The organism is Faecalibacterium sp. 7 (genome assembly GCF_049562865.1).
Classification (GTDB): domain Bacteria; phylum Bacillota; class Clostridia; order Oscillospirales; family Ruminococcaceae; genus Faecalibacterium; species Faecalibacterium wellingii.
The window spans coordinates 2,874,050-2,896,081 of the sequence record NZ_CP186911.1; the positions used below are offsets into that span (position 1 = coordinate 2,874,050).

Genomic DNA, 22,032 nt, shown 5'->3' on the forward strand with positions numbered 1-22,032 from the left:
TTCCCTCCATCTAATTAATCATCGCAATACATACAGCAACAAGAACATACACATTGCATATACTACGCACAACAACATCAGCGGAATATCATGAACGACTACTTCGACAGGATCACCATCTGAATCGCCCTCAACATCAAAACTATATCTAAGTGTGATTAAACAAAGTATCGGAACAGTCCACACCAATCCTTTAGCTGCCAAGCCATAAAAGCCTATTGTTACAGGATCAACACTCCAAAGCGCATAAAATACAATTGCTAATGCTAAAAACAAATACATATTTTTATCCAAAAAACTCTCAGGATATTTTTTCAATACGCTACGAGTATTTCCAGCAGTCTTTTTTAATTCATTTCTTCTTTTACCTAACGCCAGATAAAAAGCTAACGAGATGACCGTAAGATATAGCCAATTTGAAACAACAATATCAGCAGCTACTGCGCCGCAAATTAGTCTGAGTAAAAAGCCAGATACCAAAATGGAAACATCAAGAATCGGCACATTTTTTAGGCCCATACTATAGGCAACATTCAAACAAAGATATAGAAATAGTAAAAAACTTGCCATTAAACTCCTGGAAGCTATACAACATACAGTAGCTACTACAAAGAGAACTACGCAGACAAATATAGCCAAGCTAATAGAAATATTACCGGCCGCAATCGGTCTCTTGCATTTCGTTGGATGGTTTCGATCTTTCTCTACATCCTTAATATCATTAATCATATAGACAATTGATGAAGTAAAACAGAAAGCCACAAAAATCAGTGTGGCAGGCATAAGTTTTTCTGCATCAAAAAACTTTCCACTACAAACTAAAGCTGCATAAACAAGAAAATTTTTAATATAATGATGCACTCGCATCTCTTTAAGCAAATATTTCAACATGTCTGTTTTCTCCTTATAACGGGTAATTTTCTATTGCAAAGTTCAGCATCCGGATAAACTCCGCGATATTAAGCTTTGCGATTAGAATAAACAGACATGTCAATATTACTATTGCACTTTTTTTGTAGCCTTTATTGTAAATTCTCTGAATGCTTAAAAAGAATGGCACCCAAAAAGCCCATGAAAAGTACAATGAATACAGGAAAAGAGCATTAGAACTAGTTCCCCATCCCAGCACGCACAGGAGTAGCACAGAAAAACCAATCCATGATGCTGAAATTTTGCACAGAAGTGACTCTCTGTTCCAAATAATGGCTATTACTATCAAAACTATGATAATAACTCCAGCAACATTAATTGTGGTAGACTCACTAGACCCCCAAATTAGGAATCCGCTTTTATGTACCTTTTCAACAGCAGGTTGTCCAACAAAACAATCCACAACAAATTTTGAATACTGATAAGCCTTGTCAACAATTGTTAGCTTTTTACCTGTATGCTGAAAGATTTCTGCTAGATTGGCTTTTATATTAAGAAAAATGTCCATACGACCAAATGCAAGTAATGTTAAAAGAAACATCATTCCGCATTTGAATGCACTTTGAAGCCATTCTATGAAAGACTTAGCTTTTTTCCAAACAACCATAAAAGCTGATGTAAGTAATCCATTTGCAGCCCCTATGATCATCAAATCTGCCTTTTTCTGATCATACATAACGGCTACTACAGCCATAATCAACCAGAAGAAAGAAGATACATACTGTTCCAAGCATAAAGAAAAGACAATAGCTGGATAAGAGACGCTTAAAATCAGTATAATCAAAGATCTAATGATATCATTGTCTGAAATCAGATGGCTTAACAGCCAAATACTCCACACAAGCAGCAAGGCCTGAACAAACGCATACGCGATAGCCAATCCATTCACATAAAAGCAGTTCAAAATAATGCCAAGTATATATGCAATGCCCATAAAAGGTGCCGCCGTAAGCATATATAAAGGCTGCCTTAAGTCATTTTGCCCTTGAAAAAGTGATAGCCATACATTTGAACCAGTTAATGTGCAAGAATCGCTTCCGTAAATCACATCATTGTATCCTGATCCATAAAAAGCTGTAGTATTTCTATAAACCCAAACAATCAGAAAAAAATACAATGCACAAACAACGATAGCAACTATATTATTAATTTCATACTTATTATCGATAATCGTGTCGATTAATGCAACAACGTTAGAAAGAACGTAATTAAAAATCACACTTACTCCATACATTGCAATAAACGACATTGTGAGTAAAGCAATTACTACAACAGCTTGTATAGTTGTAGTAGAAATACCTTTACTCATCAGCTTACTAATTGCTCCAGATTTCATTACCATATGATAAATTGTATCAGCCACACAACACAAAGTTCCAGCTGACGAAGCAATGCTGAGCACCCCTGTTTTAGTATTAAACTGCTTCAAGCTACTATAGGTTACACTATTTGCTCGAATTACAATCAAATAAAACAAGATTGTTGTAGAGACTAAAATGCCAGGTATAAAACGGGTTACGCCTCCTTGCGATATAGCACTTAGTCCTATAAATACTGACAGCGAACACCAGAGCAATAATTTAACAATTACATTTTTATCTCTTAAAGGCGTCGCCCCCCCCCCAGAGATTTTTGATTAGAATTCATAATAACCTCCATTTCTAATACTCATGATATTTCGGAATATTGTTAGTAATATAACCTTCACCTTGAATAAAAACTGCAACTTTTTTGCTATACAATAATATATTCTTAGAACAAGCTTTTGATTAGTGTCTCCTTTTTATTTTTGTAAGGACCCACTCCTTTGCCATCTTAAATTTCAAAGTTCTAAAATATGCAAACCAAAGTAAAATATTGGGGAGAATGCAACAAACGATTCCTCTTATAAACAAATTCGCCACAGTGTAATCACCTATAAAAGTCGTAACTTTAAACGTAACTACCACTGAGATTATTGTAACTACAGCATAACCCAAATTATCAATAAAATATTTGGAAATTTTTTCATCTGTAAAATAATGTTTAAATAGGACTTGTGCTCCGAATCCAAAATTAATTAAAATCAATGGAATAATTGTGGCAAGCACAATACCATAAACACCCCAAATCTGCACCAAAAGATAATTCAATATGATATTTGCAATTGTCTCACATATTGCACGGAATCTATTTTCCCACCATAATCCAGCTGCGGATGTATATGTGGTTCTAATATCACACATTTTTAGAGCATAAAAATAGATTGAGAAAAGAACTGGAGCCAGGAGTGGTAAGGTTAATTTTTCACCAACCCACAAAACCATAAAATTTTGGTAAAGGCAAAAAAGAGTAACTGTCGCCCAACTTGAAATCCACATGTATATAAAATTAAACACAGTAAAATCGTTATAATTCTTCTTTTTCGATTCTGCAGCAATACTATTACCAATACCACCTATCATTGCACTTGTGATTACGTTCATCACTCCAACGATCGCATTTACTATATAATAGTAATTATTGTAAATAGTAGTCATCGTCAGGCTAATAAAAGCTGAAACAAAAATACTATCAAACGAATTTCGTGTCATGAAACACAGCTTCGAAACCATCAAACCGGATACTTGCTTTTTAATTTCCCTTTTGTCCTTTGATGTTACCTTTCCCTCACATTTAAGCTGTGGAAACTTCTTGCCTACAATTCTTGCATTGAGAATATTATTTATAATCGTCAAAACCAGCATTGTTGCAACATAAAAATAGTATACATAGATACTTTTCCATACTATTAGAAGAATTAATTGAATAATATTTGTTAATCCTGTAGTTATCGTATCATTCAACGATATGTAATCATTTCTTTGAAATGCCTCAAGGACTGATTTTTTATAAGCCATAAACCAATAACTAGAAACAGTATTAAACAGGTACATGGCAAACAATATATAAATATTGAGTTCGTCCGGACATTCTCCATTAATTAATCTCGGCAGAAATGGCATTAAAACCACTCCACCAATTAAGACAACGGTTCCAATTACCCGATAAATTGACCGATAGTAATTTAGAAGTGCGCAAATTTTTGCTTGCTGATTTTTGGCGATAGGCTCATACATGCTAAAAACAACAGCGCTACTAAACCCTAACTCCGCCACACTTAATACAGATAAGATTGAACTAAATAGACTGTTCAAGCCTAAGTATTCTGCTCCAAGACTGTATATAAATGCCGTTCTAACTAAAAAAGGTAAAAGTAGAACAATAATCTTATTTATAAATCCCATCACCATATTTCTTGCTGCGTTTTTTGTTCGATTAATTTTCACCTTTTACACTCCTTAATATGGGGACTTTCTATTCTCTCCTTTATCATCAGTTGCTTCAAAATGTCATAGGAGGCCTTACTAGAAATCCATGTAATGCAGCTGTGGCAATTCTGTACAGTCCAAAATACAATTTATACATGTTCATAATCCGGCTCTTGATATGCCTCAATTAGTCGTTTCGAATTTACAGCTAACACTATAACCAAATATATTATTATACAGTTATCAAACGCCTCTGAAATTTGAATCACAAAAAAAGAAAACAAACAACCTGAAATAACTTTCGCAACAGGGTGTTCCCAATTTTGAGTCAACTGTTTAATCGCCGATCTGTACAACAATAAATATATTAAGCCTGCAACCAATCCTCCGGTAAATAATATCTGAAGATAATTATCATGACAATGTGTTGCACCAGCCCATATATAATCCACATCAGGCATTATCCCTAGCAAACTAGGAATATCTTTAGAATACATAACACCATACCCTGATATTGGATTTTTCAAAATTGCATTAATAGCATTCTTCCATATCATAAGTCGACCAGTAAAAGTCATATCTTTTCCTAAAAATCCTACAATAAATGGCTGCAAAAAATCAAACTTCTGTTGCACAACAACAATAACAAATGCAGCAGCTACCAAAATACACCCTATCTTTGGCTTCAGAATCTTCTTAAAAAAAGAAATATTCTGAATAATAAGTATAATTAAAATCCCAACTATTGTTGTTGCCGATCCATCAATCAAATGTGAAATCAGCGCGACAGCACTCATGTACCATCCATACTTCTTATTTCCTAACAAAGTCGAATAAATCCAAGCAACAACCACCGCTGGATAGTGCCACGATATTGAAACATTGCCAACTCCGAAGAGCCACTCTCTAGTATTCGTGCTATAGGCAGCTGAATACACGGAATAAATTCCGTTAGGAAACAATATCATAAGTAATAAATTTATTACTGCAAAAACAAAAAAATAGTAATATAAACACTTCATTAAACTTTTGATATTGTTGCTAAATAAATCAAAAATCATAGCGATACATATTACACTACGAGCCACTCTCATTACTTCTGGAATGTCTCCTTGTTTAATGTAAGTTTGAATATAAAGCCATATTTCAAGCAAAAGAAAAAGAACTACAAACTCAGCTGGAGTTTGTTTCCGTTTCAAATACAAAATAACGCAATATACCAAATCAAACAATAATATCAACTGATAAATTAGTGTAAAGAGCGGAAAATGCAATAAATAATTAATTTTTAAAATAGGAAATATTAGCAAAACATATAATACTGTTTGCTTTTTTACAACCAATTCCAATTTGTTATACCTCTTCCTTTTTAGTATATTCTGTCAGCCTTCTTCGCCTAGTAAATGCCAAGCCCTCATATCTCCCTTTTACACCCCTTGTCAACCAAACTCAATTAAAGATATACTAAAAATGCGACGTAACGCACCCTTGAGTCAATTTAATCTTCCGGTTAGAGGAAATTCTTTATTACCTATTAATACCAACAGTCATATTGACTGCTAAATTTTTATTGTTAAAAATCTTCGCATATATTATCCCAATTATAACGCTTATATATATATATATTCCACCCAGGATATTGTTGATCGCACTTGATATTCAAAGAAAAGGCAAAAACATTAGTCCGAATCTCTTGTTAGAATAATACCTTTTATATAAAAATTCATTTCGAACTGCAATTATGTCATTTATGTTTTCATAGAGCCAGTAATATTAGCAACCATCATAAACAATATTTCTTAATGCTTTTAAGTATCTGTTCTTAGAAAATTTTTTTCTAACCAACAAATATTCAAATCTGAAGAATTGTTTACATGTCACTGCGAAGTAAGTGATTTTTCCCTTCTTTTCAAATATATATCCTTTATCTAAAAAGAATTTTTCCAAGTTATTGTTATCCGACAGCCAAAAAGGATCCTCACCATACGTCGGCGCGTAATAATTCATTATCTTTCGAAACGAATCGATATAAACGCTATTTATATCGAACAAATCATCAATCACAAATTGTGGCGGATTGATTACCGGTGTCTTCGCCAAAATAATAAGCTCAAAATCATGTTTACCTCTAAATATGGAATTGTGCGGAAGAGTTCCGTTTGTACATGCCATTATTTTGGCATTATTTATATAGAAAATCTGTTCATACACATTTAATTGTTCTGGCGAAAGAACCTTGAACCCATTTATCGCAAATTGATTCTCAATTTCTTTTTCTCCTACTTCTCTAATACTTGATCTCCAAAAATGTGCTCTACTAAAATAAATTTTTTCATACGGTTGAAGTTTTTTTATGATTTCGGATTTATATACATTTGCAATTATTGTATCAATAATATTTCGATAGTGAGAATTTGCGATTGTATATCCTAGCGTAGGCTCTGGTATTAATACACAGGCAAAGGAACAGGGGTCTTTTATATAGATTAATCGACTATCATCAATCCCCATTAGATGAAGCAATTCCAAATAATTCCCCTCAACTTGATTATTGGACCAATTATAACCACAGAACGCTATTCTATAGTCTTTATACTTATCATCATTAATAAACCAAAATCGACATAGGCAATCTAACAAAAAATGCCCCCAATGATTTGGAATAACCGGTATATATATTACGGTTTCTCTATAAAAAGGCACTTTTTCTTTTTCAAAATCATAATATCCTCCAAATGCATCTCCTACTCTAGATGCTTCTATAAATTTCCCTTCATTAGTTATTGCACCACCTCTTCCCCAAAACAAATCAGGATCCTTTTTTGTCGGTAAAATAGTTACATCATCTGCTCTAAAAAAAGAAGGTGCTTCTTTATCAATGCCCTTATATTGCGTATCCGAAAGATACTTTCTCATGTAACTATCATTATATAAATATTTAGTAATATAGTCTTTCATTTAAATAACCTCTTTGTAACAATTCTTCATATATATATATAATTTCAAATAAACGGAATTATTTTAGGCAGAATACCACCAATTAAACTTTTATCACCAATAAAATTAATGATATGCTTTTTAGTATAAAGTATGCTTCCTAGGCGAACACACAAATATCAATCACCTTTCAAGGCTTTATGTAAAAAGAGCATTGATTTATTTCTTTCGATTTCGATAATATGATTAATTGTTTGATAGTCCCACTCCAAGCCCAACATTTTTTCAACCGAGCTGCACTCAGTAACATATAGATCATACAGCCCTATTTTTTTTAGAAAACTTTCAGCTTTTGCGACAATAAAATCAGACTTACAAAAAGCAAGTGGCTTATTAAAAATCAATCCAAACATCAACCCATGGTATGTACTTGTAACAACCTTCTCTGCATACTTAAATAATCCTAACCATTCAAACACTGACAATTCTGATTGTTGGATTAGAACATCGCACCAGTCATACTTATCATCATTACAAGCTAGACAAATCAGTTTATATCCTTTTTTATGTGAATATTCTATTGTCTGATTAATAAATTCCTTGGTAAATAAAACCCCATATACAATAATATAATTATCAAATTTAGGTTTAATTATATTATTATCATTAGAAAAATTCCACAGCCAAGTTGGGTCTAATACCACTGGCGGCCTAACCCCTGTTATCTCTTCAACAATGTCCGCAGAATTTTCATCACGAACTGATATATAATTCAAATCCTTTATTCCATCTATCACATATTCTGGATGTTTATTATGTTTAGATACCGTACCGAATGAACATGCATAGGCAACCTTCTTTTTTGCTTTCAATCCATTTCCAAATAAATATGGATCATTATCAAAAAAAGCAAATGAATAATCCCAAATAATATCGCTCCCCAGCACTAAGCAGTCCATCTCATATAATGAAAGCTGACTTGCTGTAAACTGTTCTGTATGCGGAATAATATTATAATCCCTCGGAAAATTTTTACGTCGTTTATGATAATCCGAAAATGGATTTAAATATTTACCCAGTGATTTATAAAAGTTTTTTTTCCATATAGGATCTATCGGATATTTAGAATAATATTGTTTATAGTGTTTCTGGCATAGATAGTTAATCTGTTTTACATCATACTCCGGGTAAGCTTTCTGAATACTTGCTTGTAATGCATAAGCCTGTGCAAACGTTCCATAGTTTGGCACTCCCCAAAATGTTAATATATTAATATCATTCATGTTTCGCTTCTCCGATCTTGAATGCCATTTTGAATGTAATGACAGTAATTTGTGTTTTTCTTCCCTTTTCCCTTATATCTCCACTCTAACTTTTGAGGCACTGCCTCATACTGAGATAAATAGCATTTATTATATTCGTCACCTAATGTTCTCAGCATCAGCATCATATCTCCGTCTGCAAAATGAATATTATCTAATGCATTATCATCAAGGCCATATTTTTTACACATCATTAAAACCATATCAATGAAAAAATATGTCGAATAGTCTTTATACTTTAAATAATATTCTCTAAATACTTCATCAACGACTTTTACAAAGAGAGAGCCTTTTCTAGAAGCAAAAAAATATCCAGACCACGAGCAATTGTATTTTTCATATTTCATAAAATATCTTGTCGAAGAAAATTCCAAAGATTCAATTGGCTTATTATCTAGATTTTTCAACAGATCCATCTTATTAAAAAACATTATCGTTGAATCAATCCAAATTCCTCCATTATTTTTTAAAAGATTAAATCTCAATATATCCGAAAAAACTTGTATGGATATTTTCCCCTTTTCAAAATCAGTGAGAATAATATTATCAATATCAGTGAATTTTCTATAATTATTTTTATCAATTAGATGAATCGCGCAATCTGGATAGTACTTGTACACCGTCTCCGTACACGCCTTAACTAATTCAGGAGCCGTATCAAACCCATCCCACCAAAATAAAAAAATATTATTACATACAGGACACTCATTCAACTCTGTCTTGCCGCCTGTATATGAAGTAATTATTTCTTTAACTCTCGAATCAATAATTGGGAGGAATTTGTTAATTTCCTTAAAATTATTATCTCGTCTTCTTCTAAATTTAATTTGATAATGTGTTTTAACCAGGCCATTCTTGACAAGATATTTAAGTATAAATCTTGTATTACCAAGGAACAACTTTATTGTTCTTAAGTCTGATTTTAACTTTAATCTAATGTATGAATATAGAAAAGCTGGAAAATATAATCTACCAAAAATGCGAATCCAAGTTTTTGCCGAATACGACAAGTCCCTAAACAATTTTAAAGATGTAGTATATACTTCATCTTTTCGAAGGTGGTAATAAAACTTACGAAATTGTTCAAAGTCAGTCTTCATTAATCGTTCAAAAACAGATTCAACTTCAAAAAAATATAATGCATATGCTTGCTTTGTAGATAAGCCTTCATTTATTAGCAGATTTTTCAAAGAATTATATGCTAATTTACTTTTTTCCATATGACGTTCTATGGTATTACTAACCATCATAGAATTTTGATTGCCCACATTATAAAAATAGTCTTTAGGGCCCTTTATCGTCTTACACCCTCTTGAATGAGATAACATCAGATATGTAAATATTGAATCTTCACCAAGAGTGACTTCGCGATAATTGAAAAAGGGCGCCGCAACAGTTTTCACAACATTTGCGCGATAAAGCTTATTCCACCTAGAGATAAAAATTTTGTCGGAGAAATCAATTTTTCCATCCAACAAATAATGTTCCCTTAATTTTTGAAATTGATCTCCAACAATTTTACTGTCTTCAGATAATATGACCGGGATGAATTGGCCATTATTATTTCTATAAAAACCTGATGCTACAAAATCGATATCATCGTCCATTTGAGACAGTAAATCCCAAAGATACAGTGGTCCTATATAATCATCAGGATCAAGAAATGCAATATACTCTCCTGTCGCTTGATTAATACCATAAATCGTAGCATCTACTAATCCACCATTTGGCTTTGAAAAAACCCTAATTCTACTATCTTTTAAAGCAAAGTCATCAATTATTTCTATACTCGAATCGGTAGATCCATCATTAATTAAAATAATCTCTAGATTAGTGTACTTCTGATTAATGATTGATGATATCGATTTATTCAGATACCGTTCTTGATTATAGATTGGAACTATAACTGATATTTTACCTTCCATTTTTTACCTTCTTTTGTTTCACACACTTACCATGGAAACTCATTTGTTGATTTCAAAGCATTCTTAATCGCCTCAAGATTTTTATAGCCACTTCTTGTATCAGGCTCCAAATATCCACCTTCTGCCCATTCATTCCATGCATACATAAAAATCATATCTTTGCTGTAAATATTCTTTGCTCTGATAATCTGTTGTGTTAAATATTTTTCAAATTTCTCAGGTGTATCCCCAACAAATATTTCTCCACGCTCTCCTTTGCGTGGGGTATTATCCCATCCAACAAATGCACCAGGAACGTTCTTTTCTGTTTCTGGCTTTCTTGTGAGAATTTTATTCCACGCCTCATCATAACTAATTTGATTGCTTTTATTGAAGAATCCGACACCGTATCTCATTAAATCGAAACCAAAGTTTTTTTCTACAAATGCTGCTACTTTTCTTCTAAGAGCTTTAATATATTTATGATTATTCTTAAACATATCATGTCTAGCATATAAAGGTTGAAATTCGATATTATATTTAAAACGCGAATCATCCTTATCTGCTTTCAAATCGAAGTCAATATTCTGATATGCATAAGTCAGCCCCTCAAATCCTTCTTGAATTGCCAACTCATTCCAGTAATCTAACATCTCATTTAGGCATTCAATAACTTCAGGTCTATATATTACCACTAGCGGTTTTCCATCATCACAAATATATCGAGAATCTTTAAAAAATGGTAATAGGTAATCAAAATGCTCTTTCCATTCTCTTTTTTCACCATACAGCTGCGGAATTAATACCTTTGTTTCGCCTACCCATGCACGAGTCCAAGGTTCATTCGCCCAGCAAACACAGAACGGAATATCAATATCTCTATTCTTCAGCATATTTTCCATAGGTTTTTCAAGAAGTAGTTTTCCATTAAACCAATAATGATAATAACAAAAGCCATATACACCGTACTCTTTTGCGATTTTAGCTTGCCAAACTTGAACGTTGGGATCCAATAAATTATAGTAATTCTCATTTAAAGGTACTCGAGGCTGTTCATGTCCCTCATATAAAGGTTGTGCTTTTTTGACATTTACCCATTCCGTAAATCCTTTTCCCCACCATTCATTGTTCTCTGGTATTTCATGAAACTGAGGAAGATAAAAAGTAATAATTTTCATTTTGATTTCCTTTCCACATGCTATCAAACTCTACTAAGCAGTTGTTTATAATAGTCCGTTAATAGAGTAGCCGATTTCTCAATATTAAAAATACTATTCCGTAATTCCGGCATTTCACGATTGGTATTATCACGTGCTGCTGCAATCACAATATTTGCCCAGACTTTTTTCTCATCATTTAATGGAACAAACTTTACTTTGTTAGTAAATTCAACTTCTTCTGGCACTTTGTCTGAAAAAATGCACGGTAAACCAGAAAACTGCGCTTCAACACCTACAACCGGCAAACCCTCAAACAACGATGGCATAACAAATACATCCATCGCTTGGTATAACTCCCCCACATCAGCTCTATTGCCTAAAAATCTAATGTGATCGTTCAAGCCCAATTTTTCCACATATTTTTTTATATCATCCAGTTTTTCGCCCATACCTATTAACAGAAGTACACAATCATTTTTGCTTTTCAATATCTCCGCGAAAACATCAATTAGAAATTTATGATTTTTTTGATAAGACATTCTGCCAATATGACCAATGACTACTTCATCTTTAATTCCTAACTCTGCTCTTTTTTTTATTCTAACTTTTTCATCATACAAAAATCTATCGATTTCAATTGCGTTTGGAATATATGTATACTTCTTTCCCGGGAACAAAAATTCCCCGGCTGCTTTACCACAAGCACAATAATAATTTGCAACCTCTGGCAATTTCAATTTGAAATAAGATTTTAAAAAATATTTAAAATCTCTATCTATTGCAGTATTATGACTATGTGCAATACGAATTGGTATATTCGCCTTCTTCGCCGCTAATAGTGGCAGATAACTCATAGAATCAATATGCGAATGTACAATTTTATACTCAGTATGAGTCGCATAGAATTCTTTCATATATTTAAAATATGACAAGTAATTCTGCGGATAAAGCCGAGGAGCATAGTATACTTTTCCACCAAGTGATTCTATCTCGTCATCATAATCGCTTCTATTGGGACGATGTGTCAGAAAATCAAATTGGATCTCGCTTCGATCGATATTTCTATAATAATTCATTAGCATTGTTTCCAAACCAGCTCGATGCATATCATTTACACATTGCAGGATTCGTATCATTGAAAGTCTCCTCTCTGTCAATATAAGTATTTTTTCTCTAATTATAGCGGCTTTATCTTTGCTATTGTTCCCATGACTTTTTCCTGACTCTAAACTCCTCTTCAATACTGGTAATCTTGTATTAGTATTTTTAATACGACTTGTTTTGCCTGAGGCGCATTACTGTGGAAGAAGGATAGAATATAAATAACAGTATTTTACAGTTCTTTATAACATTCATACCAATAATTGGAATTCCTATCCCCACTATTATCCCAAGTAAAACATGTAATAAATAGTTGCTTACCCCTACTTTAAGAAGTACTATTCTAAATCCAGCGGTAAATATTGTATGTAATAGATATATTGGAAAAGAATATCTGTTAAGCACTAGCATACATTTTTCTACACAGTCACATTTATCAAGCAAACTAACAGCCACAATGCTCGTAACAATTCCCAGTAGCGCAAAAAAGCGACTTGTAATAGCGTTCGGTTATCGGTTAGAAGAGATTATTTATTATCAATACTCTCATCTATTATTTTCTCCTGTACAGTTTCATCGTTTCCTTTACAACTTCATCCCAGTTATATTTCTCGCAGATAAAGTCAGCTGCCTGATTCTTCATTCTTATAACCATTTCTGGATGGTCACAGGCATCTTGCAATTTTTCTCGCAAGTCCTCTACATCTGACTTTTTGAAAATCAATGCCTTATCTTCCACAACCTCTGCACATTCTGGAATATCGGATACCAGACAGCAATTGCCGTAGCTCATCGCCTCCAGCAGACTTAATGGCATTCCTTCCAGATCGGACGGCAGCGTGTAGATGTAAGCGTTGCTGTATAGTTCATCCAGCATTGCTCCCTGCACAAACCCGGTAAAGAGAATCCGATCGTCACCCTTCGCCAGTTCTTTCAATTCCTCCATAAAGGAATCCGTATCACTGGAGCCACCTGCAATGACCAGTTTTTTATCTGTCTTGACATTCTTGAAGGCCTCAACCAGATATCGAATCCCCTTTTCTGGCACCAGACGACCGAGGAACAATATGTATGAGTCTTTTTTCAGCCCGAACTTATCTGTAATCAGACTTGCTTCCCGAATCTGCGGCCTATTCACGCCATTAGGGATAAAGTGCGTTTCTCTTCCATAAGTTTCCTTAAAATAGTCCTGCACTCCTTTGCTCAGAACAATGACCTCGTCCGCATATTTCGCAGCATTTTTTTCGCCTTGGTGGATAAACTTAGAACCAAGTCCTGATTGCCATTTCTCGCGCTGCCAATCAATGCCATGGACGGTAACAACAACTCTTTTCCCAAACATCTTCGGCAGCCATGCAAAGAACGCCGGTCCTTCGGCATGGATGTGCACCACATCGTATTTTCCAAATGCGCTATAAAGTGCCGCAAATGCGGAGGAGCTGACTGCAGCAAGTCCACGCCGTTCGATGGTCGGAACAGACTTCTGACGGATTCCCTCGTACTCCGTTTTACCAGCATCGTCATATTCTGCACCACTCACATGATGGCCTGCTCTGTTGTAGCAGGTTACGTCACAGCCATTCTGTGCCATTCGGGTGCAGAGCTCTTTGACAACGATTTCTACTCCGCCTTCTCTCGATAATCGCTTCTGTCCGAACATCGCAATCGCAAGTTTCTTACTCATAAATCTTTCCCACAATCCCACTCAATTTCTTCATCAACATCTCGGCCAACACAAAGAGCGGATAGGTTCGTACACCTGTCCGCTGCCTGTCACCCCACCCTCATGGTCGAGATTTCTTTCTGAGCGGCATTTCTGCCACACAGAAAGATCAATCGTTCATTCTTCGGGTAAGAAAATATGAACTTCGGGTCGCGGAGCCTTTCATTCTCTGCCGTGCCCTTGTTCCTATTATGACAGCCGCGTATTATTTCACACTCCCCATGGACGGTAACAACAACTCTTTTCCCAAACATCTTCGGCAGCCATGCAAAGAACGCAGGTCCTTCGGCGTGGATGTGCACCACATCGTATTTTCCAAATGCACTATAAAGTGCCGCAAATGCGGAGGAGCTAACTGCAGCAAGTCCACGCCGTTCAATGGTCGGAACAGACTTCTGACGGATTCCCTCGTACTCCGTTTTACCAGCATCGTCATATTCTGCACCACTCACATGATGGCCTGCTCTGTTGTAGCAGGTCACTTCACAACCATTCTGTGCCATTCGGGTGCAGAGCTCTTTGACAACGATTTCTACTCCGCCTTCTCTCGATAATCGCTTCTGTCCGAACATCGCAATCGCAAGTTTCTTACTCATAAATCTTTCCCACAATCCCACTCAATTTCTTCATCTATATTTCAGCCAACACAAAGAGCGGATAGGCTCGCTTGCCTGTCCGCTGGCTGTCACCCCACCCTCATGGTCGAGATTTCTTTCTGGATGGCATTGCTGCCACCCAAAAAGATCATTCGTTCATTCTTCGGGTAAGAAAATATGAACTTCGGGTCGCGGAGCCTTTCGTTCTCTGCCGTACCCTTGTCCCTATTATGACAGCCGCGTATTGTTTCACAGGTTCCATACGGGTTCTGTATTCTCCGCAATTGGATCCGTTTCACCCGCTTTGTCCTCTGGATTTCCAAATTTGATTTTATGTTGTTTTTGTACCACAATAACCCCGGACGATCTTTCGCCCAGGGTATCTCATCCACGTGATTTAATTCTGCGCAGTTTCTCTGCTCGAAAGTACAGATGTTTTTCCGTTCTCCCACTCACCAAAAGCATACTTATTTCCCCCAACCGCAACTCAGGAGATTTCGTTCTTTGAGTAACCTTTCGATACCAACTTTCCACCAATTTCAGACTGTTGTTATCAGTATTATTTTAGCATGTTTTCTTCTTGCATACAATACTTCGTTGTACTATCGTTACTCATTTTACGGATAAGATTTCAGTCTATTTTACGCATTTTCTTGCTAAAACACCCAATTCGTCAAGAAATTTCTTTTTTCAGCTATTGCCTGTTTTAATTCTTCGACAAAGCCTCTTTTCCTTTGACCAGAAATCAACGTTACCCCTCATTTTTTCATTCTTTATGTATTTGCCTCCTCACCGCCATTACTATTCGAATTTATCCATCCAGCCTGAAAAAATGCATATTTTCTCGCATAAACAAATCAACCATTGTCCAGACAAAAACAAGCAGCAATCCAGAATTCCGCAAGCAAAAAAACACCCTTCCTCTCACGGAAACCCGCAAAAGGAAGGGTGTTGAACTCGTTATCCTGTTGTCGTACCAATCACAGCATGTTCGCACCAGCAAAGCCGGTGCCAGCCGTCATTCAGCACGGCACCTCAAGCACTTTTGAGCGTAGAGCTGTGATTAGCAGTTCTCAGCGAAGTACTTAATGGTACGAACCATCTGAGAGGTGTAGGAGTTCTCGTTGTCGTACCAAGACACGACCTGAACCTGATAGGTGTCGTCGTCGATCTTAGCGACCATGGTCTGGGTAGCATCGAACAGAGAGCCATAACGCATGCCGATGACATCAGAAGAAACGATCTGATCCTCGTTGTAGCCGAAGGACTCAGAGGTAGCAGCCTTCATAGCAGCATTGATGGACTCCTTGGTGACGTCCTTGCCCTTGACGACAGCAACCAGAATGGTGGTAGAGCCGGTAGGAACAGGCACACGCTGAGCAGAGCCGATCAGCTTGCCGTTCAGCTCGGGGATGACCAGGCCGATAGCCTTAGCAGCACCGGTGGTGTTGGGAACGATGTTCTGTGCGCCAGCACGAGCACGGCGCAGATCGCCCTTGCGCTGAGGACCATCCAGGATCATCTGGTCGCCGGTGTAAGCATGAACAGTGGTCATGATACCGGAGACGATGGGGTAGGTCTTGTTCAGGGTGTTGGCCATGGGAGCCAGGCAGTTGGTGGTGCAGGAAGCAGCAGAAATGACCTGATCCTCAGCGGTCAGGGTCTTCTCGTTGACGGAGAAGACAATAGTCTTCAGATCGTTGCCTGCGGGAGCAGAGATAACGACCTTCTTTGCGCCAGCCTGGATGTGAGCCATGCTCTTCTCCTTGCTGGTGTAGAAGCCGGTGCACTCCAGAACGACGTCAACGTTCAGTTCGCCCCAGGGAGCATCCTTTGCATCCTTAACAGCGTAGATCTTGATCTCCTTGCCGTCAACAATGATGGAGTCCTCGGTAGCCTCGACAGTGTGCTTGCCTTCGCCGATCTTGCCGCAGAAAGAACCCTGAGCAGTATCGTACTTCAGCAGGTGAGCCAGCATCTTGGGGCTGGTCAGGTCGTTGATTGCGACAACCTCGTAACCCTCAGCATCAAACATCTGACGGAAAGCCAGACGACCAATACGACCGAAACCATTGATAGCAACTCTAACAGCCATGTTAATAGTACCTCCTAATTATTTTACCCATAATCGGATAAATCACGGTATCTTTATTTTAGACCAAAACGCAGAAAGTTTCAAGTGTCTGCCAAAAAATTAACAAGACATTTCCATCATTTTTTGCTTTTGTACGATTTTGCTTCCTTTCACTCGCCGGTTTTAGGCAATTGCACCAACGGAGTGCCAGCACTTTTGTCAGCTCTGTCTGTTCAGGCAGGCTGCAGCGCACACTCCGCCAATGCCGCCCACACAGCAAAGGCCCAGCCCTGCAAAAAAGTCAGGCATCACAGCAAGGCCCATACCATTGCCTGCCAGCAGCGCAAAGCACTGGGGCAGCTGCCAGCACAGGCCCAGCGCAAAGGCGGCAAGCCCGGCTGCGCACAGTGTTCTGCCATTGTCCGGCTGCGGGATATGCAGTGCCCGAGCCAGCGCCGCCAGAAACACCAGCACTGCCAGCATCTGCCACACTGCAGCTGTCGGCTGCACCCGGTGCCAGCTGGAGCTGTTCTCCATAAAGCGCATCAGTACGTTCCAATAGAACAGCAGGCTTCCTGCAACGGCAAGGTACAGCCCGCCAAAGGGCTTCTTCCACGCATCAGGGCTCAGCCAGCAGCGGCCCATCGTGCTGAGCCACACAGAGCACACGCATTCCAGAATACACCGCACAAAGCCGCCCAGACCGGAAGCTGTACCCAGCGCGATCTGTGCACCCGCTGCGGCCAGAAAACATACTGCACCGGCAAACGCCAGCACACCGGCCAGCGGCCTGCGGCTGCGCACTGCCTCCGAGCGGGAAGGCTGTGTACGGCCCACGAGCACTGCAGCCAGCACCACAATGCCCAGTGCCAAATAGCGCCACCACACCGAGCCCACCAGACACAGGCCGGTAACGGCGTCGGTGCCAAAGGCCAAGTCTGCCGCGCGCAGCACGCCCAGCAGAGCACTCAGGATAAAAACGAACAAAACAGAAGGATTCATCAGCGTTCCTCGATCGGCTTATATTTCTGGCGCACGCCCAGATACTTGTAAGCGGGGCGAATGATGCGGTTGGCGAATACCACCTCTTCCACGCGGTGTGCACACCAGCCGGGCACACGGGCAATGGCAAACAGCGGGGTGTAGATATCCTCGGAAATGCCCAGCATGTTGTAGATCAGGCCGCTGAACAGGTCCACGTTGGCGCACACCGGCTTGGTGCTGCCCTTTTCCTCGGCAAAGATGCCGGGGGCCAGCCGCTCGATGCTGCACAGCATGTTGTACTCTTCCTCAAAGCCCTTCTCGTAAGCCAGATGGCGGGCACGCTGCTTCAGGACCACCTCACGGGGGTCGCTGATGGTATACACCGCGTGGCCCATGCCGTAGATCAGGCCGGAGCCATCGCCCGCCTGCTTGCGCAGGATGCGGCGCAGATACTCGCGAACTTCATCGTCGTCCTCGGGGTTTTCCACATGCTTGAGGATATCCTTCAGCTGACGGTTCACCATCAGGTTGGCACCGCCGTGCTTGGGACCCTTCAGCGCGCCGATGGCCGCCGCGATCGCAGAGTAGGTATCCGTGCCGGAGGAGGACAGCACACGGGTGGTAAAGGTGGAACAGTTGCCGCCGCCGTGGTCGGCGTGCACCAGCAGGCACATATCCAGCAGCTTTGCTTCCTCGTGGGTGAACTTCTGATCCGGACGGTAGGTGCTCAGGATGTGCTCCGCCGTGCTCTGGCCGGGCTTGGGCAGATGGAAGAACATGCTCTGCTTATCGTAGTAGCGGCGCTTCATCTGGTATGCGTTCACCATCATGGTGGGCATGCTGGCGATCAGATTGATGCTCTGGTTCAGGATATTCTCCAGGCTCAGATCCTCGGCGTGCTCATCATAAGAGTAAAGGCCCAGCACGCAGCGCTGCATCTTGTTCATGACATTGGGCGAGGGGGCGTTCATGGTATCCATGAAGCCTTCCGGCAGGGCGCGGTGCTCTGCCAGGATCTCACAGAATTCATCCAGCTGCTCCTGGTTGGGCAGGCTGCCGAACAGCAGCAGCCAGATCACCTCTTCAAACACAAAGCGGTCGTTGCGGTAGGCCTCGTCCACGATCTCGTTGATGTTGACACCGCGGTAGATCAGCTTGCCGGGAGTGGGGATCACATGGCCTTCCTGATCCTTCTTATAGCCCACAACGTCGCAGACATTGGTCAGGCCAGCCAGAACGCCGGTGCCGTCCGGGTTGCGCAGGCCGCGCTTGACGCCCAGCCGCTCACTCGTCTCCGGGTCGATGTAGTTATTGGCCACATATTCCTCACACAACGTCCGCATCGTGTTCTGGTCCAGTGCAGCCACTTCTGAATGTGCAAAATTCATAAGGGGGATTCTCCTTTCATCCTATTTCTTATACTTTCCCGCCCATCCTCTGTGATGGGTATAATTCTATGATATCGCTTTTGAAGAGTAAATTCAAGCATCAAGTGCATCATCTGGCACACAAACTGCCCGCTCATCACCTTTTTGGGCTTGCGCTGCAAAAGACGTTCTCCCTGTTTCGCATCTTTTTTCAGGGTGTATCCGGTATTCTGATTTAAAAAACACCGCTGTCGGAGGGGCTTGGACTATGAAAAAGTTATTTCTGCTGATCTTTGCAGTCCTGCTGGTTCTGGGCAGTGCTCTGCCTCTGGCCGCCTACCGGGTCACGCGGGCTGTGCTGGGCCATACAGAGCCCCTGCCCGCCGCCTCTTCTGCACCTGAACTGCCCGCATCGCAGCCAAAAGACCTTCCTTCCGCAGACGCCGAGACCTTTCCGGTGGAGGGTTGAGTCCGCCGGAAAGGTAGTGCAGCTCTCCCGCCGGGAATACGTTCTGGGGGCTGTCGCCGCCGAAATGCCGGTCAGCTGGCCGGACGAAGCACTCAAGGCACAGGCTGTTGCCGCCCACACCTACGCGCTCTACTGCCGGGATCATGCCGCCCTGCAAAGCGGTGCATGGCTCACCGTTGATCCTGCCCGGCGTCAGGGCTGTCTGACCGAGCCGGTGCTGCGCAGTTACTGGGGCACCGCCTATGAGCAGAACTATGCCCGGCTCTCGGCCCTTGTGGACGAGGTCCTGAACGATCTCCTTTTTTACGATAACGCCCCCGCCTGCACCAGCTACTTTGCCATTTCCAACGGCCGGACAGAGGCCAGCGAGAATGTGTGGGGCACCGCCCTGCCCTATCTGATCCCGGTGGACAGCGGCACCGACCTTTCCGCTGATAATTATCAGTATACCGCTGTATTTTCTGCCGCGCAGGTGCAGCAGGCTTTTTCCGACCTTGGCATCACGGCCGATCTCGCCGCACCGGAAAGCTGGTTCGGCCCGATCGAACAGACCTCCTCCGGTTACACAAAATCGCTCACCGTCTGCGGACAGACCGTTTCCGGCACAGCCCTGCGTCAGGCACTGGGTCTGCGCAGCACCTGCTTTACCGTGCAGTACCAGAGTGGAAACTTCAGCTTTACCACCCGGGGTTACGGCCATGGCGTGGGCCTGAGCCAGTGGGGTGCAAAGGCCATGGCAGAGCAGGACGCGGACTATGCGGATATTTTAGCTCATTACTACCCCGGAACACAGCTGCACAGGATGGGGGTCGTAACGTGAAACTCAATTTCATGAAGCAGATGCTGCTTTCCGTTCCGACCCTTCCCGTGAAAAAGTAAATCGGCAAAGCCCGCAGGTTTTGCCGATTTACAAGTACAAAAATTTTTCCGCTGATATGCTCAGAGCGGAGAGCATTTTAAATGGTTCTGCTCAAACCCGCACCATATCCGGCGTGATCTCCGCCAGAGAATGTGCACCGCACATCTGCATGGTGTCAGCCAGCTCACCGGCCAGCTTGTCGATGTAGCACTTCACGCCCTCTTCGCCGCCGCCATACACAGCCGTGACGAACGGCCGGCAGATCAGCACGCCGTCTGCGCCCAGCGCCAGTGCCTTGAACACATCCACACCGGTGCGGATGCCGCCGTCCACCAGCACCTTCACGCCGGTGCCCTTGAGGGCTGCTGCGATCTCGGGCAGCACCTCGGCCGTGGCAGGGCACTGGTCCAGCACACGGCCGCCGTGGTTGGATACCACGATGGCAGCAGCACCGGCTTCCTTTGCCTTTTGTGCGCCTTTGACCGTCATAACGCCCTTGACGATAAAGGGCCGCTCGGCCAGCTTGACGATCTCGGCAAGCTCTTCCACGCTCTTGCTGCCTGCAGGAGGGGTCATGTTCTTCAGGAAGGGCAGACCGGCGGCGTCCACGTCCATGGCCACGGCAAAGCAGCCGCTGGCCTTGGCCTGCGCCATCTTTTCCTTGATGGTGTCGATGTTCCAGGGCTTGATGGTGGGCACACCGCAGCCGCCTGCCGCGCCGATGGCCTTGGTGGCCATTTCCATCACGGTGGGGTTAGTGCCGTCACCGGTAAAGGCCGCGATGCCATTTTCTGCACAGGCGCGCACCAGAACATCGTTATAGGTCATATCGGTGTAGGCTTCGGAGTAGTGCAGGTTCACCGCACCCACCGGGCCTGCAAAGAAGGGGTACTTGAAGCTTTTGCCAAACAGCTCCACGTGGGTGTCCGGCGTGCCGCCCTCACACAGGGTGTCCATGTTCACACGGATCTCGGCCCATTTATTATAATTGCGGATGGCGGTATCGCCCACGCCCTTGGCACCGGGGCCCGGGATCTGGTTTTTGCAGGCCACGCCGTTGCACACCGGGCAGGCCTTGCAGTATTTGCCAATGCACTCACGGGCATTGGCCAGCACTTCAGGATAAGTCATAAGAAAGCATCCTCCTTTTTTATTCCACTCTGCGGCCGCAAAGATTTCCCGCCGCAGTACTCTCCTGCTTCATCATAGTCCGGTTCAACCGCTTCGTCAAGGGCTTTTGCTGCATCCCTGAATTTTTTGCCGTTTTTTGCCTGCACAGAGATGTCGTTTTGAAAAAAAACATTTTTTTCAAAAAA

The 22,032-nt window shown here is 41.2% G+C and carries 17 protein-coding genes; 2 read left to right on the forward strand and 15 right to left on the reverse strand.

The window, feature by feature from the left end; all coding sequences use genetic code 11:
- Positions 1-18: 18 nt before the first annotated feature.
- The 14 genes from ACKXF7_RS14415 to ACKXF7_RS14480 form a co-directional block, all read right to left on the reverse strand.
- Positions 19-891, reverse strand: coding sequence for a decaprenyl-phosphate phosphoribosyltransferase (locus ACKXF7_RS14415; protein WP_423741688.1), 873 nt, complete (start codon positions 889-891; stop codon positions 19-21).
- A 13-nt stretch (positions 892-904) separates the two neighbouring features.
- A complete protein-coding gene (locus ACKXF7_RS14420; protein ID WP_423741689.1) occupies positions 905-2,293 on the reverse strand; it encodes a hypothetical protein in 1,389 nt (462 codons plus the stop codon).
- Positions 2,294-2,699: 406 nt separating this feature from the next.
- Positions 2,700-4,238: a lipopolysaccharide biosynthesis protein gene (locus ACKXF7_RS14425; RefSeq protein WP_423741690.1), complete on the reverse strand. Its 1,539-nt coding sequence runs from the start codon at positions 4,236-4,238 to the stop codon at positions 2,700-2,702.
- A 131-nt stretch (positions 4,239-4,369) separates the two neighbouring features.
- The gene (locus ACKXF7_RS14430; RefSeq protein ID WP_423741691.1) at positions 4,370-5,569 is read right to left on the reverse strand and encodes an O-antigen ligase family protein; all 1,200 of its coding nucleotides are present in this window, start codon (positions 5,567-5,569) and stop codon (positions 4,370-4,372) included.
- Positions 5,570-5,993: 424 nt separating this feature from the next.
- On the reverse strand, positions 5,994-7,178 hold the full coding sequence (locus ACKXF7_RS14435; protein ID WP_423741692.1) for a glycosyltransferase 61 family protein: 1,185 nt from the start codon (positions 7,176-7,178) through the stop codon (positions 5,994-5,996).
- A gap of 158 nt (positions 7,179-7,336) precedes the next feature.
- Positions 7,337-8,440 (reverse strand): polysaccharide pyruvyl transferase family protein, encoded by a 1,104-nt coding sequence (locus ACKXF7_RS14440; RefSeq protein WP_349935303.1) that lies wholly within the window; start codon positions 8,438-8,440, stop codon positions 7,337-7,339.
- Complete coding sequence (locus ACKXF7_RS14445) at positions 8,437-10,404, reverse strand: capsular polysaccharide synthesis protein (RefSeq protein WP_349935304.1); 1,968 nt, start codon at positions 10,402-10,404, stop codon at positions 8,437-8,439. Before ACKXF7_RS14445 ends, ACKXF7_RS14440 begins: the two co-directional genes overlap by 4 nt.
- 26 nt (positions 10,405-10,430) lie before the next feature.
- On the reverse strand, positions 10,431-11,561 hold the full coding sequence (locus ACKXF7_RS14450; RefSeq protein ID WP_226839714.1) for a glycoside hydrolase family 99-like domain-containing protein: 1,131 nt from the start codon (positions 11,559-11,561) through the stop codon (positions 10,431-10,433).
- A 23-nt stretch (positions 11,562-11,584) separates the two neighbouring features.
- Positions 11,585-12,679, reverse strand: coding sequence for a glycosyltransferase family 1 protein (locus ACKXF7_RS14455; protein ID WP_349935305.1), 1,095 nt, complete (start codon positions 12,677-12,679; stop codon positions 11,585-11,587).
- A gap of 518 nt (positions 12,680-13,197) precedes the next feature.
- Positions 13,198-14,328 (reverse strand): glycosyltransferase family 4 protein, encoded by a 1,131-nt coding sequence (locus tag ACKXF7_RS14460; protein ID WP_423741693.1) that lies wholly within the window; start codon positions 14,326-14,328, stop codon positions 13,198-13,200.
- 89 nt (positions 14,329-14,417) lie between these two features.
- A complete protein-coding gene (locus ACKXF7_RS14465; RefSeq protein ID WP_423741694.1) occupies positions 14,418-14,963 on the reverse strand; it encodes a glycosyltransferase family 4 protein in 546 nt (181 codons plus the stop codon).
- A gap of 1,063 nt (positions 14,964-16,026) precedes the next feature.
- Positions 16,027-17,058 (reverse strand): type I glyceraldehyde-3-phosphate dehydrogenase, encoded by a 1,032-nt coding sequence (gene gap / locus ACKXF7_RS14470; protein WP_005945602.1) that lies wholly within the window; start codon positions 17,056-17,058, stop codon positions 16,027-16,029.
- A gap of 198 nt (positions 17,059-17,256) precedes the next feature.
- Positions 17,257-18,039, reverse strand: coding sequence for a hypothetical protein (locus tag ACKXF7_RS14475; protein ID WP_423741695.1), 783 nt, complete (start codon positions 18,037-18,039; stop codon positions 17,257-17,259).
- Complete coding sequence (locus tag ACKXF7_RS14480; RefSeq protein WP_339395565.1) at positions 18,039-19,409, reverse strand: citrate synthase; 1,371 nt, start codon at positions 19,407-19,409, stop codon at positions 18,039-18,041. The genes ACKXF7_RS14475 and ACKXF7_RS14480 overlap by 1 nt, the downstream gene beginning before the upstream one ends.
- Before the next feature lie 247 nt (positions 19,410-19,656).
- Here ACKXF7_RS14480 and ACKXF7_RS14485 point away from each other — a divergent pair, with 247 nt between their 5' ends.
- Both ACKXF7_RS14485 and ACKXF7_RS14490 read left to right on the forward strand, forming a co-directional pair.
- Positions 19,657-19,857 carry a hypothetical protein gene (locus ACKXF7_RS14485; protein WP_423741696.1) on the forward strand — a complete coding sequence of 67 codons (201 nt, stop codon included), beginning with the start codon at positions 19,657-19,659 and terminating at the stop codon, positions 19,855-19,857.
- A 16-nt stretch (positions 19,858-19,873) separates the two neighbouring features.
- A complete protein-coding gene (locus ACKXF7_RS14490) occupies positions 19,874-20,677 on the forward strand; it encodes a SpoIID/LytB domain-containing protein (RefSeq protein WP_423741697.1) in 804 nt (267 codons plus the stop codon).
- Between the two features lie 150 nt (positions 20,678-20,827).
- Here the strand turns inward: ACKXF7_RS14490 and ACKXF7_RS14495 are convergent, their stop codons facing one another.
- Positions 20,828-21,847, reverse strand: coding sequence for an alpha-hydroxy-acid oxidizing protein (locus ACKXF7_RS14495; protein WP_339395567.1), 1,020 nt, complete (start codon positions 21,845-21,847; stop codon positions 20,828-20,830).
- Between the last annotated feature and the right edge of the window lie 185 nt (positions 21,848-22,032).